This window comes from Bacteroides caecigallinarum (assembly GCF_016902295.1).
In the GTDB taxonomy this organism is placed as follows: domain Bacteria; phylum Bacteroidota; class Bacteroidia; order Bacteroidales; family Bacteroidaceae; genus Phocaeicola; species Phocaeicola caecigallinarum_A.
In genome coordinates this window covers 91923-107427 of record NZ_JACJLQ010000004.1, presented here as the reverse complement: position 1 = coordinate 107427, position 15505 = coordinate 91923, and the positions used below count along the sequence as shown (strand labels likewise).

The following is a 15505-nucleotide window of genomic DNA, read 5'->3' as shown; positions in this document are numbered from 1 at the left end:
GTATTTTATTAAGATTTTCAGAAATTGATTTCCGGAGCCTTATCCATTGTCTGGCGCTGCCCACCAAGATCAAACATCATTTCTTTTTTGAATCCGAACATGCCGGCAAAGATATTCGACGGAAACGTTTCTACAGCATTGTTAAATTCTTTAGTAGCCGAATTGAAATAACGCCGTACTGCGGCTAGTTTGTTTTCAACATCGGATATTTCCTCCTGCAACTGTAAGAAGTTCTGGTTGGCTTTAAGATCCGGATATGCCTCGAGAGTTACGCGCAGCCCTGCCAGTGCTGAAGACAAAGCGTTTTCAGCTACAATCTTATCATTGATAGTGCGGGCATTAATGGCTCCATTGCGTGCAGCAACTACCCTGTCTAGGGTATCTTTTTCGTGTGTGGCATAACCTTTCACCACAGTAACGAGCTGCGGAATCAAGTCGTGGCGCTGTTTCAATTGAACATCAATATCAGCGAAAGCATTCTCTCTATTATTTCTCAATTTTACTAAACGGTTGTACAGTGTCATTACCCATATTCCGAGCAACAAGATGACACCTAAGCAAATCAATAGTGTAGTCATATAATTCACAATTTATGATTAAAAGTCAGGTATAAAAAATATATAATTATTATGGTAATCCCCGCAAATTAAATTTTTACCATACATCATCCTTTTGGTATGCTTCCAATGATTCTGCGGGTACATATACAAGTATATCCGGACTGGTATTATAAAAAAGAAACGTTGTTATTTCCGGAGGATCGGCAGCCAGTATGGTAATTTGTGTGAGAGATAGGAACAATTGGAGAGTGCGTCTTTTGCAATATATTTCCCATTTCCGGGATAGTTACAACTCCGGAAAGATAGCTGTAATTATTCTCAAGACTTTCCTGTTTATACGTCACCTCCACGGTCTTTGTGCCTATGTCTATAATGTTGTAACATAAATCACCGACTTTGAAATTGTATGCCCAAATACCCGTTACGGATAATAGTATAATGGAAATAGTAAGTACTGTCGTTTTCATATTCCTTCTAATTATTTTTATAATTTACTACCTGCACCTCAACCACCGAAATTGCCACAGCCATAGTTTCCATGTCCAGAGCTGCTGCCATACTATTTCTTCGAGAAGATCCGCTATTGCTTCTACTGTCATCTGATTTAAATCACTTCAGATATTTGGCAATGGTATGCATACTATATTTTCAGCAGAGACAAGCATGAAGTCATATAGCGAATCTGTATCTGCTTGCAGACAGTATCGGTCAACTTCAGTCCTATCTAAAGAATCCGAAGAAGAAAAATAGAGCTGCATGCCTTGTAGAAACATTTTCAGCCTTTCCGATTGTCATGTTGGAGGCATTTCTCACACTACCATTGCTTTCCACTTTCCCAATCTTGACATTGGATGCATTTTTTACTGTGCCATCGTTTTCAATAGCTCCCAACCGACTGTTGTTCTTGTTCCAAACTTTTCCGTTACTATCAATCTTTCCTATGAGGATGTTGCCCGCATTGCGTATCTCTCCTGAGGATGAAATAGACCCAATTTTGACGTTGCCAGCATTTCTTACTGTTCCGTCACGTTCAATTTTTCCAATAGCGACGTTGGAATTATCACGAATAGTTTGTGCACCGGCAAACTGAAAAATACCGAATAGAGCCAGCATTGTAATGATTAATCTTGTTTTCATAACTGTAATTATTTGGTTAGTAATTAAATATTTATCTATCACAGTACTACCGTACTTACCGTCTTATCCAAACTATTAAGAATTAACATTCTCCGTTATAATAAGTTATATTTATCTACTATAGCAAAATTATCGTAATATATAATCGTGAGTTAGGAAAATATGATCAAATATCAGGATTATAGGACTGTTTTTCGATTATATAATTAGGATTATTTGATATAAAAAAAATACTATGCGACTAATTTACAACGATTTAATCATCCCATTTCTTAAACTGGATTCCTCAAAGCCACAACCCTTGGCAAAATCTCTTAATGATTTCCCATCCTAAACAAAAGTTGTGCTAAAGATGTTTTCAAAACTATTTCAAACAGTTTTCCCACAAAAAAGAACTGCCCGAAGATCACTCCCCAGGCAGCCCCAATCATCTAATTATCACACTAGATAATGATAACAGTTAATTTTATATGAAATGATTGTGTGTGTTTACACTATTATTATTCTCCTCTTCCGCCACCAAGCACCTGATAGAGACTTATCACACTCTGTATCTCCATAAAGCGGTTTGACACTTGTGTGAGTTGGGCACTGAGCAGGGACTGGCGGGCTGTCAACACCTCAAGATAATTTGTTGTTCCATACTCCATAAGCAAAGAGGTGCTGGTTACAGTCTTTTCCAAAGCTGTCACCTGTTTCTGATACAGCTCTGTCTTCGACTTACTTGACTGATATGCTGTAAGTGCATCGTTAACCTCGGCCCCTGCATTCAACAATGTCTGCTGGAAACTCAGACTTGCTTCTTCCTGCTGAGCCTTGGCTATACGGAGCTGGGCTATGTTCTGTCCACGGTTGAACAACGGCATTGTCAACTGTCCTATAGCTGTGGCTATGAACTTGGCAGGATTTACAATTATTGAACCAGCGGCATTCGTCCATCCTGCACTTCCGCTTAAAACTATAGAAGGATAGAAAGCCGAACGTGCCTGGTTCGTTACATAAAACGCAGCTTCCAGCGAACGTTCTGCCGAACGTACGTCAGGACGGTTTGACAACATCTGCAACGGAACGCCTATTGACAAGTCGTCAGGCATTACCTGGTCTGCCAGTTTTCCACGCTCGTAATTACGGGGAGTCTCAGCCAGCAGCAGCGCCAGAGTATTCTGCGTCTGGTTTATCTGTTCTTTAAGATCGACCACAGATGCCTGCACGCTGTAATATGTTGCTTCCATCTGCGATACACCCGCCTCGTTATACTGACCGGCATCCATCAATGCACGTGCTGCGGCAACTGTTTCTTTCCATGCCTCCGCTGTTTCTTCCGACAGTTTCAGTTGTTCGTCCAGCATAAGAAGCGTGTAATATGTATTGGCAACATTGGCAATCAACTGTGAACGTACTGCCTGTTTATAGTCAACACTCTGGGCATAAAATGCCTGAGCCTATTTCTTTGAGTTGCGCATACGTCCGAATATGTCGAGTTCCCAACTCGCTGTAACAGGGAGTTCATACGATTTTGTAGCTTTCTGAGAGTCAAAGCTGCTTATTGTTCCTTGTGGAGCCAATGCGAACGAAGGGAGGAAAGCCAGTTTGGATGACAACAGTGTAGCCTTCGCCTCTTCTATACGCAACTGTGCGGACTGATAGTCAGTATTGTTCTGCAATGCCTGGTCTATATAGGACTGAAGATAACTGTCTGTGAATATTTCTTTCCAGTCCGAATTCCCGAAGTTCGTTGTATCGGCTACTTCCACATTTGCTCCGTACAGGCTGTCAGGAACAGTTTCCGCTGGTTTATATTTTGGGGTCTTCTGGAATTTGGAGTGATGGGTATTGCGAATGGTATATTGACAATCTATACGCCCTATGTGTAACAATCTGTATTTTAGCTTGTTCTTACGCTTCTACACATTTAAACACAATTGAGCCATTTGTAGGGGCGAATTATAGCTTTTAGATATCAGTCTTATTGATTATCAACAATATACAAAATTGTATATGTTCCATATACGCTGATATTCAGTCATATAGGGTTATCACTCCAAATGTCGGATGAACCGGAAATAAGACCATAGCCTGATGTGGCACTGTAGTTCTCAACCTCATGGGTGTTCTTCAGAATATCCTTTACTTTTTCCATTACCTTGGCTGTCTCAGTAAGAGTGCTACCTGGTGATGTGCTGATGTTGACCATTACAGTACCCTGGTCCTCCTGCGGAACCAGACCTGTCTTTGTTGTCTTCATGAAGAATACGAGCAATACAACTGATACTATAAGCGCTGCCCAAACCATCCATCTGTGGTGGATAGCGAACATCACACCTTTCTTATATTTATTCATGGTAGCATTGAAAGAGGCATTATAAGCAGCCCTTACACGGCCATTGAAACTTTTAGGACTCTTGTTTCCGTCGGACGGGCGCATCATGATAACACAAAGGGCCGGACAAAGCACAAGGGCGCAAATCATTGACAAGCCTACTGACGTAGCCATAGTGATACCGAACTGGGTATAGAATATACCGGATGTACCGCCCATGAATGTTACAGGGATAAACACAGCCATAAACACGCAGGTACATGAGATAACGGCCATGGTAACATCGCCCAACGCATCTTTTGTAGCCAGATATGGAGAAGTATAGCCAGAATCGAATTTCTCCTGAACAGCTTCCACCACAACTATGGCGTCGTCAACCACGGTACCGATGGCAAGCACAAGGGCAAACAGAGTAAGGATGTTGATACTGAAACCCGCTGCCACAAGACAGGCAAACGTACCGATAAGTGATACTATGATTGAAATGGAAGGAATCAATGTACTCTTGAAATCCTGCAAGAAGAAGTAAACCACAAGAATAACAAGTATGATTGCTATTACAAGTGTTTCCACTACGTTATGAATGGAAGCATAGATTAAGACGTCCTTTATACCTCAACGCATATTGAAACACATTCGGAGAATTCTCGCCAAGATTACCGGCAGGTGCTTCAACGTTCTGCTCGCCAAGCACAGCTGTAACGTCGTCAGGAACCAGGCCATACTGGGCCATACGTTCCGGATTGAGCCATATACGCATACTGTAGGTATCACCTAACAGTGTCGCGTCGCCCACACCCTCGATACGCTTAATCTCAGGGATTACATTTATGTCAAGATAGTTGGCAAGGAATGTCTCATCGTATTTACCATCTGTACTGACCAACGAGTTGATCTGAAGGAAGCTTGTCTGCCTTTTCGCCGTAGAGACTCCGATTTTTGTCACTTCCGCCGGCAACAGTCCCTGCGCCTTCGACACACGGTTCTGCACATTGACAGCTGCCATATCAGGGTCTGTTCCCTGCTTGAAATAAACCTGTATTGTAGCCGAACCGGAGTTTGTTGCGGTAGAAGTAATATACATCATGTTTTCCACACCGTTTATACTCTCTTCCAGCGGCATTATGACACTATTCATAACCGCATCTGCACTGGCTCCTGTATATGTGGCATCAACAACTACCGTAGGAGGAGCTATATCAGGATATTGTTCTACCGGCAACGATATGAGCGAGATAAATCCCACCAACAAAATCACGATGGAGATGGAGATAGCCATCACCGGTCGTTTGATAAATATATTTCCTTTCATTGTTACTCTTAATTAAAGTCAAATCAACTCTGTCTGTTTATTTCACCTGAGTTCCTTCGCGAAGAAGTCCGGCACCCTTGGCAACTATTTCATCACCAGGATTAAGACCTTCAAGCACGATATACTCGCGTCCATCATTATAGGCCGCCACCTTGATCAGTGTTGTTACAGCCTTACCATCGACTACCTTGAACACTGAAATCTTATCTTGCTGTTTAACTGTAGCCTCCTGAGGTATTACTATATAATCGTTATACGTACTTGGTATCAACACCTTGCCTGACGAACTGCTCAGCAACAAGCCTTTTTCATTTGGGAATACGGCACGTACACCCACTGTGCCGGTCTGTGTATCAATCACTCCACTGACGGACTCAATCTTGCCTTTTTCGGCATATATAGTACCATCGTTCAGCTCAAGTGATATTTCCGGCATTTTAGCTATAGCCTCATCCATAGAGCCATATTCACGGACCATGCCGAGTACCTGATTTTCTGTCATAGAAAAATAGACATACATTTCAGAGTTATCCGAAACTGTTGTCAAAGGCTGTGTCATAGACGGACTGACCAACGTACCTACACGGTAGGGCAACATGCCTACCACACCGTTGCTGGGGCTTTTGACCTCTGTGTATGACAAGTCGTTACGGGCATTGACTTCCTGAGCCTCTGCCTGCGCCAACTGGGCTTTAGCAGTGAGATACTGGTTTTCCGAAGTCTGCAGCGTAAATTCTGATACCACCTTTTTGGCATACAGTTCCTTATTACTGTTATAAGTCAATTCCGAAGTGGCCAAAGCAGCCTGCGCCGACTTCACATTCGCCACTGCAGTATTGAGTGCAGCCTTGTAAGGAACCTGGTCGATAATGAAAAGCACCTGGTCTTTTCTTACCTTCTCACCTTCGGTTACACATAATTTCTGTATTGTGCCAGACACCTGCGGCATGATATCCAATTGGAACCTTCGTTCACTTTTTTCCTGAAAGAATATCCTTGTGTACAATTAGGAGATCAAACGTGTCCTTACAAGACATTTCATACGAGCTGAATTTTCCAGATCAGTCATTTTTCACCAGATATTTTAAAAAACATACAGGAATTACACCTCTTGAATACAGGCTGAAATATTAACAACTGTATAACGACAAGCAACTATATTAAATAGTGTTATAAAATATGAGTTTTCGCACACATAGTTTGCATATTACATAAAAGTCCGTACCTTTGCACTGTGTTTTTCATAGTATTAGATTTTAAGGTTAACAAAGGTTGGAGTACAGCGGTACTCCTTTTTTTATGCCCATACGTAAAATAACCCGTTTCAAAGGAAAGGATTATGAAAGAAAACAAGAAAGTATTATTAGGTATGAGCGGCGGGACAGACAGCTCTGTTGCCGCATTGTTGCTTCTTGACGCCGGTTATGATGTTACCGGGGTGACATTTCGGTTTTACGAGAAAGACAATAATACAGAATATCTGGACGATGCACGCTATCTTTGCGAAAAGCTTAATATTCCACATATTACATACGACCTGAGAGATAAATTCAAGGAATACATCATAGACTATTTTATAAAAGAATACATGTCAGGAAGGACACCGGTTCCGTGTACTTTATGCAATAATTACCTGAAATGGCCAATTCTAAGAGAAATTGCCGACAAAGAAGGCATTTACCATATCGCTACCGGACACTACGTTCAGAAAAAATTTATCAAAGGATACTGGCATATCATAAATGGGGCTGACCCTGACAAGGACCAGTCTTTCTTCCTATGGGGACTGCCACAGGACATTCTGCAGCGAATGCTTTTGCCTTTGGGTGGGCTTACAAAAACGAGAATAAGAGAAATTGCAGCGGAAAGAGGATTCATGAAGGTTGCCACAAAAAAGGACAGTCTTGGAGTATGTTTCTGCCCTATGGATTACAGGAGTTTCCTGAAAAAAAATGTAGATACAGAAAGTATCAAACCGGGGATATTCTGCGATGAGGAAGGCAATCAAATAGGCATACACGATGGATTTCCATTCTTTACCGTCGGTCAAAGGCGCGGATTAGGAATTTATCTGAACAAGGCTGTATTCGTAAAAGATATTATCCCCAAGGAAAACAAAATTATTTTAAGCGACAATATAAAGAGTCTTGAAAAGAATGAAATGTGGCTTACAGACTGGAATATCACAAACGAAGAGAGTCTGATTGGCAAGGACGATGTGATAGTCAAGATAAGATATCGCAAACAGGCGAATAGATGTAGAGTAGAGAAATCAGGCGACGGAAGGCTGCACGTTATCCTGTTCGAGCCATTGGCCTCAATAGCTTCAGGACAGGCTGCCGCCTTCTATCGCAACAATATGGTTTTAGGCGGTGGAATAATAGTCTAAATGTCTATCACTCCATTACGAATCGCTTCCATAACATTTGATGGCGGACGCTGTGCAAGCAATTCTTTCTTCATATAATCCATATATGGTGCCACATGCTTGAAGAACTGAAAATATCCCTTGCAAAGATAGTTCAGTCCGGGTTCGCCGGTAGCTGTCTTGGCAAAACGGTTCTTAGGACAGTCACCGTTGCAGGCAAAAAGGAACTCACATTCCTTACACTGGGTAGGAAGAGATTGCTGTTTCATTAGTCCGAATTCCTTTTGCCGGTCACTATACATCATTTCCACAAGAGTATTCTGATAGATATTGCCAAGCTTATATTCAGGAAATACGTAATGGTCGCACGAATATACATCGCCGTTGAACTCCATCACTCCGGCATGTCCGCACGTCTTAGCCATTGAGCATACACCTGGCTGTTCTCCTACCCAATTGGCAAGAGTTGAGTCGAATATCTGGATGAAATACTGTCCGACGTCATTCTTCACCCATTCGTCAAAAAGCCTACAGAGGAAATTTCCCCACTGTTCGGGAGTAACAGAAAAATCTGCCAGTTTATCTCCTTCCTGCATTGGTGAAGCAAGATGTCGTCCGTCATCGTGCTTGAAGATTCTTTCCACAATAGGGGCAAACTGGATATAATGGCATCCTATGGACTTGAAAAAGTTATAGAACTCAACCGGATAATCGGCATTATAATCGTTTACTACAGCCATTGCATTCCATTCCACTCCATGCTTGTTAAGTAATTCTATTCCTCGCATAACCTTTACGAACGAAGGAAGCCCCTGCCTGTTACGGCGGTATTCGTCATGGAATTCCTGAGGGCCGTCTATAGACACCCCAACAAGCCAGTTGTTTTCCTTGAAGAAACGGCACCACTCGTCAGTAATCAGTGTTCCGTTAGTCTGGATACAGTTATCTATCGTCCTTCCTCCGGCATACTGTTTCTGTAGTTCAACAGCTTTTTTATAAAAACTCAGAGGGCGCATAAGTGTCTCGCCGCCGTGCCATGTAAAAAGGACCTGTGGCATAGTCTGAGAACCGATATACTCCCTGATAAAGCGTTCCAGAAGCTCATCGCTCATCACATGCCTGGATGTATCCTTATACAAGTTAGATTTCTCAAGATAGTAACAATAGTCACAAGCTAAATTACATACAGCCCCTACAGGCTTTGTCATTACATAGAGAGGTTTGGCAAAAGGTGCAATAGTCTGTTTCATGGCATATTCTTTATGATATAGTTTTTTAGACTCAGAACGATACCGCATCACGCAGTACAAGGAGGCTTTCAGGTCCCATATTGAAAAGCAAATCAGCAATGCTCAAATCCGGTTGGAAGCCATGACGCGAATCAAATACCTGATAGTAAGGAACAGGGTGACAGAACGATAAAGAATCTTCTACATTTTTTTTAGGATGGATAGCCTCACGCAAATCAAGTATTCCTTCTTTGGCATCCATATATTCCGTAGTAGGTACAAGTTCCGGTTGTATGTCTATCTGCCGACACATCCAGTGTGTCAGTTCCATATTGAAATCGTAAAGAAAGACGTATTTTCTGTTGAAAAAGGCATTGAACTCATCGGCATAATAGTCAAAAAAAGGACTTTGCTTGTATGCAGCTACGAAAGCATTACGGTGGACATGACGCCAGTTACCATGTTCAGACACTCGGATATCCTTCATGGCACACTTGCCTTCAGACAATTTCTCGACAGGTATAGTAAGCGCCAAAGGTCCGTCGGCTGAAGCTATTACACAACGGTTACGATATGTCTGCTTCATATAATGGTCGTATCTTTCAATGTAAGCCTTACTACATGAATATAATGCTGCGAAATATGAGACCGGAGCCAAGTATGCAGAACCGAGGATTATATCTTTATTTTCCATCTTACGTATTTACTGAATTTTTTTCATGAACCGTCCTTTCCTGGAAGGATACCATATTCTTAAAGCTTTGCCTATAACATGTGTTTCGGGAACAAAGCCGAACAGACGCGAATCATTTATATTTACAGGATCATTCGATGCCATCCAATAGTAATTCTGCGAGAATGTATATTCTTTTCTTGGTTTACCCTCGACAAACACCGTATCACCTTTTATATATGCATTTTTTTTCTCATGAAAGGCTATCATATTAACTATAAGGGCAGCATTCCACGGATATATACTTACAGGAACTCCTTTCTTAGGTACAACAAAAGGATATGCCTTACAGCTATTTTCGGGATAGAGAGGTGTGAGGCTGAACCTGCCATCCATACGTTGGGTTACAAGATAATGTTCGTAATAGCTGAAACTCCTGATATAATTACCTTCTGGTGTATAGCCCGCCAACTGATTTTCTGTTATGCCCAACGAGGACAGTACACAGTCCATTACCTCCTCACTTTCGGCGGGATATGAATAAAGAGCTTTTGTATCAGGACTGAAAACATCGGTTCCCTCGGCTATGAGTTCGCTGTTAAGCATAAGGGTATCGCCTGGAGTACCTATACAGCGGCTTATGTAAAGTTCCCTACAATCGACTGAAATAGATGTATCGGCCGGCATAGGATTATTAAACAGTACAATTTCTCCCTGTCTGACGTCATCTGGCAAAAGTCTGTGATATCCGAAAACAGACTGCAAAGGCACACGCCATCCGTAACTCCATTTGCCCACCAGGACACCTTCTCCACGGTAAAGGGTGTTTTCCATGCCTGAGGAAGGAATAAAGCATGATGTAACAAACAGGGTTCGGACTATAAGAACGGCCAGAATGGCAATGACTATAGCTCTGATATATGTCAGATAGGGTTTCATTATTAGTTTTTGAGTTTGTCAGTTTTTGAGTTTGTCAGTTTGTTATCATCAACCAACTTAAAAACTCAGAAACTCATAAACTTACTTTATATTATCCACAAATCTAAACAGTCTGTTCCAACGGATTTTACCGTCGAACAGGCCTCTATCCTTATCAAGCGACAGCCAGATGAAGATTGGCTTACCTACGATATGGTCCTCGGGAACAAAACCCCAAAAACGAGAGTCAGCCGAGTTATGACGGTTATCACCCATCATCCAGTAATAATCCATCTGGAAAGTATATTTGTTTGTCTCTTCTCCGTTGATGTATATCTTTCCGTCCTTCACCTCAAGCCGGTTTCCCTCGTAGGCATGTATAGGGCGTTCGTATATAGGCAGATTATCAATTGTAAGTTCTATCGTCTCGCCTTTCTTAGGTATCCATATAGGTCCGTAATTGTCGGTAGTCCATCCTGTAAGTTTGTTTACCGGATACAGTCCACCGGCATCATCACCAGGAACATCAGTTATTGATTTCACAAGATCCTTGCGTGCCAGCAAAGCAGCCTTGGCCTTTTCTGTAAGAGGAATGTTATATACAGACTCCTTGGGATAATATGCCATAAGGTCTTCCTGGCTTATGCCAAGTTCCCTGCAAAGATCGTCAGGAAGCTGACGGGTAGTCTCGACAAAATATCTGTATTGCACATTATCCGGCTCCTTATTTGCCTTTCCGTCAAGGTAAACTATCTTGTTCTTGATTTCGAGTGTCTGTCCCGGAAGTCCCACGCAACGTTTTACATAGTTCTCGCGTCGGTCAACAGGACGGCTCACCACTTCGCCGAACATGGACTTGTTCTCATCAATATATCTGCGTCCTACAGCATAATAATAGTCAAACACATCGCGCTGCTGCAATGGCGTAAGAGTTGACATATCGATAGGTTTTGAAAGCTCCCTTCCAGCCTGATAGCTTATACGGTATATATCCTCTGCCGGCATGGCTGTAGCTACAGTATCTCCGGCCGGGAAATTGAATACCACAATATCGTTAAGCTGCACATGACCAAGTGCGTCAACACGCTTGTAATCCCATTTAGGCCATTCCAAATACGACTTGCAGTTGAACACCGGAAGAGTATGCTGAGTAAGCGGCATGTGAAGCGGAGTCTGAGGAATCCTTGCTCCATAGCTCATCTTGCTGACAAACAGATAATCGCCCACGAGCAACGATTTCTCAAGCGAAGAAGAAGGTATTACATAGTTCTGAAAGAAATACAGATTGACGAAATATACTGCCACAAGAGCAAACACAATGGCGTCAACCCAGCTCATAACAGTGACAACAAGCGGGTTGGTAGATTTCTTCCACCATGTCCAAGGTATTTTCTTGGTTATATAAACATCGAAAATGAATGGTATGGCAATAATACCAAGCCAGCTCTTCAGCCATATTATAAATGCAAGATAAAGAGCCATTGCTATGGCAAACTTTATCCATTGTTTGCGTGATGCATGTATCATTTTGAGTTTTTGAGTTTGTGAGTTTTTAAGTTTTTTGGATACTAGTTGACTAGTTACTAGTTGGCTAGGCTCTTTTTTAGTTACAAGTTAACGAGTTACTAGTTGACAAGGTCTCCTAGTATCTAGTCCCTAGTATCTAGTATCTGATTTCTGAAGCCTTGTCAACTTAGAAGTTAAACAAATCATTCATACCTAAGAATCCTGTATGTTCAGCAGTATATTCAGCTGCAAGCACAGCACCGAGAGCGAATCCCTTACGGTTCTTGGCATCGTGAGTAATGATGATTGAATCAGCTTCAGATTCGTATGTTATGGTATGGATGCCCGGCACCTCGTCACGACGGATTGCGCTAACAGGCATTTCGTCAGCCGCACAGTCTGTAGTACCAGTAACTGTTCCGTCTGGTGAGGTAAGCGTTCCCATCACCCATTTGTCCTTACGGTCGAGGTTCTCAAGAATGCCTTCAGCCAGAGTTATGGCAGTACCGCTTGGAGCGTCGAGTTTGTGTACGTGATGAGTCTCGACCATAGATACGTCATATCCCGGGAAATTATTCATTATACGGGCAAGATACTTGTTTACGGCAGAGAAAATAGCCACCCCAAGACTGAAATTAGATGACCAGAACAGTGTTGCGCCCTCTTCAGTACACAAGCGGCGCATCTCGTCTGCATGTTCGTTCATCCATCCTGTACTGCCTGAAACCACCTTTACACCATTCTTGAAAGCCGACAAACAGTTGTTATAAGCCACAGATGGAGCAGTAAACTCTATTGCCACGTCAGCCGAACGGAACGCTTCCGACTCAAAATCCTGTGTGTTGTCTATATCTATGATGCTAACAATCTCATGTCCGCGTGAGAGGGCAATCTTTTCTATCTCTTTGCCCATTTTTCCATATCCAATTAATGCTATCTTCATATTTGTAAGTTTGTGAGTTTTTAAGTTTGTGAGTTTGTAAGTTTGTGAGTTTGTAAGTTTGTGAGTTTTTAAGTTTGTAAGTTTGTGAGTTTGTATTCTTAAACCAACTCAAGAACTAAAAAACTCAAGAACTAAAATTATTTTCCGACAAAGATAATGCTTTTCATTATAAATCATTACATTTAGGCAATATTTACAATCGTTAGCATGGAACAACTTTTACATTACGTATGGAAACACAAACTTTTCCCTCTTAAGCCGTTACGTACTACAGACGGCATGGAAGTGGAGGTTATCGACCCGGGACTATGGAATACGAATGCAGGTCCGGACTTCTTTAATGCAAAGATTAAAATAGGCGGTGTATTATGGGTGGGAAACATAGAAATACACATCAAAGCTTCCGACTGGAAGTTACATCATCATGACATGAATTCCGATTACGAAAATGTGATTCTACACGTAGCTTCGGACATAGACTATGAGCCATGCCGACCGAACGGAGAGAAAATTCCGCAGATGGAATTGCACTACCCCACTTATCTTGTGGATAGCTATAACGAGCTTATTCGTACCGCCCACTACCCTGCATGCTACAAGCTCATCCCTTCACTATCCAAACTACTAATACACAGTTGGCTGAACACACTCCAGATAGAACGTTTCGAAGAAAAAACGGAACGTATAACTAAGCTGAAGGAAAAATACAACAATAACTGGGAAGACGTGTTCTTCATCACCCTGGCACGCAACTTCGGTTTCGGGACCAACAGCGAAGCCTTCGAACTGTGGGCACAGACCATTCCGCTAAGGGCTGTTGACAAACACCGCGACAACTTGTTCCAGATAGAAGCCATATTTTTCGGTCAGGCAGGACTTTTAGACGCGGCTAACGATGAATATGCGAACAAACTACTGAAGGAATATACATATCTTAAACATAAGTTCGGCTTCACCACATCGGAGAACTGCCGTTGGAAGTTATTGCGCATGCGTCCCGGGAACTTTCCTCACGTAAGAATCGCACAGCTGGCAAAACTATATCACACATCACAGGGACTGCTGTCAAGGATTCTTGAAGCAGAAACAATAGAACAGCTAAAACCTTTGTTAGAGACTGATACTTCAGAATATTGGATTACACATTATACATTCGGCGAAGTATCAGTTCCGATAAAGAAAAGCCTCAGCACTTCATCCGTCAATCTGCTGATTATAAACACAGTGATACCGTTCTTATATGCATACGGCAAACACAGAGGAATAGACCGTCTTACAGCACGCGCCTCGGAAATGCTTGAGACACTGAAACCGGAAAACAACTATATCACACGAATGTGGAAAGAATGCGGACTTGAAGCCTCACATGCAGGCGACAGCCAGGCTCTGATACAGCTGAAAAAGAATTATTGCGACCCGAAGAAATGCCTGTACTGCCGCATCGGGTTTGAGTATTTGAAAAAAACTACCTAACTCCCTCTACCTCGTTCAGATATACCGACAGCTTGTTTGCCTTGTGGATAGCTTTCCTTTTCTTCTTGTCAAGCCCGGGAAGCCAATATTCCCACATTGACTTCATTTTAAGAAGAAGCTGTGCATCGCCGCCCTCAATTGTTTCTGAATATCTTTGATACATCAGAGAGTGCATATTGCGCACCTTGGCATAAAGCACGTCCTTATTAATCTCCGAACCAGATTTATATCCGGCAGCCAAAGAGCCGTCGGCAAGCAGTCCGCGACCTATCATCACTCCATACAAGTCGGGGAACTTATCAACTACCCTGTTTATATCTGCCACACTGCACAGGTCGCCATTATATACCAGCGGTTTACGGCATTCATTATAGAATTCAGCAAATGCATCCATATCAAGCTCACCCTTATACTGCTGTTTGCCTATACGTGGATGAAGTGTAATCATCTTCACATCAGAATCATTAATGGCAGGCAGAATCTCCTTCCATTCATCGGCAGACACTTGCCCCAGCCTCATCTTAACGCTGAAACTTATGCCGTCAGCCGCATAACCATTGACGCACTTCATAAGCGCAGCCACCTTATCAGGATGTGGCAATATTCCGCTACCCTTTCCCTTGTTCGCTATCAGCGGAAAAGGACAACCCATATTGAGGTCAATCTCCTTATATCCTAAAGAAATGACGAAATCAGCCAAAGCTTTCATCTCCTCCGGCTCGGAAGCCATAATCTGAGGTATCAGCCTTATGCCACGGTTGTTTTCAGGCAGGACCTCGCGTCTGTCCTTATTGCGCAGACCGCCTTTCTCATATCTTATAAAAGGAGTGAAATAAGCATCAACTCCACCAAAAACCTCATTATGCGCTACACGCCATGCGGCCTCCGTAAAACCTTGTAACGGAGCTGCAAATATATTAAGTTCCTTATCCATATATGCAAAAATATGAAGAATATTCCTTGCAACGATAGATATAAGAGGATTTTTCCGTAAGTTTGTATTTATAGATTAAGAGACTAGAGACTAGGGACTAGAGACTATGAACTAGGGACTAGATACTAAGGA

10 protein-coding genes and 4 pseudogenes are annotated in these 15505 nt (G+C 42.3%); 3 read left to right on the top strand and 11 right to left on the bottom strand.

Annotated elements, in window-relative coordinates:
• Positions 1-17: 17 nt before the first annotated feature.
• The 5 genes and pseudogenes from H6A27_RS02390 to H6A27_RS02370 form a co-directional block, all read right to left on the bottom strand.
• Positions 18-578, bottom strand: a complete 561-nt coding sequence (locus tag H6A27_RS02390; RefSeq protein WP_204507537.1) for a LemA family protein — start codon at positions 576-578, stop codon at positions 18-20.
• Between the two features lie 702 nt (positions 579-1280).
• The gene (locus H6A27_RS02385; RefSeq protein WP_204507536.1) at positions 1281-1697 is read right to left on the bottom strand and encodes a 5-fold beta-flower protein; all 417 of its coding nucleotides are present in this window, start codon (positions 1695-1697) and stop codon (positions 1281-1283) included.
• Positions 1698-2197: 500 nt separating this feature from the next.
• Positions 2198-3556, bottom strand: a pseudogene (locus H6A27_RS02380) (TolC family protein).
• A gap of 197 nt (positions 3557-3753) precedes the next feature.
• Positions 3754-5329: pseudogene (locus H6A27_RS02375) on the bottom strand (efflux RND transporter permease subunit); the annotation flags it as partial.
• 37 nt (positions 5330-5366) lie between these two features.
• Positions 5367-6296 (bottom strand): annotated as a pseudogene (locus tag H6A27_RS02370) (efflux RND transporter periplasmic adaptor subunit); the annotation flags it as partial.
• Positions 6297-6352: 56 nt separating this feature from the next.
• Here H6A27_RS02370 and H6A27_RS02365 point away from each other — a divergent pair.
• Both H6A27_RS02365 and mnmA read left to right on the top strand, forming a co-directional pair.
• Positions 6353-6463: pseudogene (locus H6A27_RS02365) on the top strand (helix-turn-helix domain-containing protein); the annotation flags it as partial.
• Positions 6464-6668: 205 nt separating this feature from the next.
• Positions 6669-7718 carry a tRNA 2-thiouridine(34) synthase MnmA gene (gene mnmA, locus H6A27_RS02360; RefSeq protein ID WP_204404464.1) on the top strand — a complete coding sequence of 350 codons (1050 nt, stop codon included), beginning with the start codon at positions 6669-6671 and terminating at the stop codon, positions 7716-7718.
• Here the strand turns inward: mnmA and H6A27_RS02355 are convergent.
• The 5 genes from H6A27_RS02355 to dapB form a co-directional block, all read right to left on the bottom strand.
• A complete protein-coding gene (locus H6A27_RS02355) occupies positions 7715-8947 on the bottom strand; it encodes an anaerobic sulfatase-maturation protein (protein WP_204507534.1) in 1233 nt (410 codons plus the stop codon). The genes mnmA and H6A27_RS02355 overlap by 4 nt on opposite strands.
• A gap of 31 nt (positions 8948-8978) precedes the next feature.
• Positions 8979-9620 carry a WbqC family protein gene (locus tag H6A27_RS02350; RefSeq protein ID WP_204507533.1) on the bottom strand — a complete coding sequence of 214 codons (642 nt, stop codon included), beginning with the start codon at positions 9618-9620 and terminating at the stop codon, positions 8979-8981.
• Positions 9621-9629: 9 nt separating this feature from the next.
• On the bottom strand, positions 9630-10538 hold the full coding sequence (gene lepB / locus H6A27_RS02345) for a signal peptidase I (RefSeq protein ID WP_204507532.1): 909 nt from the start codon (positions 10536-10538) through the stop codon (positions 9630-9632).
• A gap of 81 nt (positions 10539-10619) precedes the next feature.
• A complete protein-coding gene (lepB, locus tag H6A27_RS02340) occupies positions 10620-12044 on the bottom strand; it encodes a signal peptidase I (RefSeq protein ID WP_204507531.1) in 1425 nt (474 codons plus the stop codon).
• Between the two features lie 166 nt (positions 12045-12210).
• The gene (gene dapB / locus H6A27_RS02335) at positions 12211-12966 is read right to left on the bottom strand and encodes a 4-hydroxy-tetrahydrodipicolinate reductase (RefSeq protein ID WP_204507530.1); all 756 of its coding nucleotides are present in this window, start codon (positions 12964-12966) and stop codon (positions 12211-12213) included.
• 207 nt (positions 12967-13173) lie between these two features.
• On the opposite strand from dapB, the gene H6A27_RS02330 reads away from it, so the two are divergent.
• On the top strand, positions 13174-14439 hold the full coding sequence (locus tag H6A27_RS02330) for a DUF2851 family protein (protein ID WP_204507529.1): 1266 nt from the start codon (positions 13174-13176) through the stop codon (positions 14437-14439).
• Here H6A27_RS02330 and H6A27_RS02325 read toward each other — a convergent pair.
• On the bottom strand, positions 14432-15373 hold the full coding sequence (locus tag H6A27_RS02325; RefSeq protein WP_204507528.1) for a tRNA-dihydrouridine synthase family protein: 942 nt from the start codon (positions 15371-15373) through the stop codon (positions 14432-14434). The genes H6A27_RS02330 and H6A27_RS02325 overlap by 8 nt on opposite strands.
• Positions 15374-15505 lie beyond the last annotated feature (132 nt).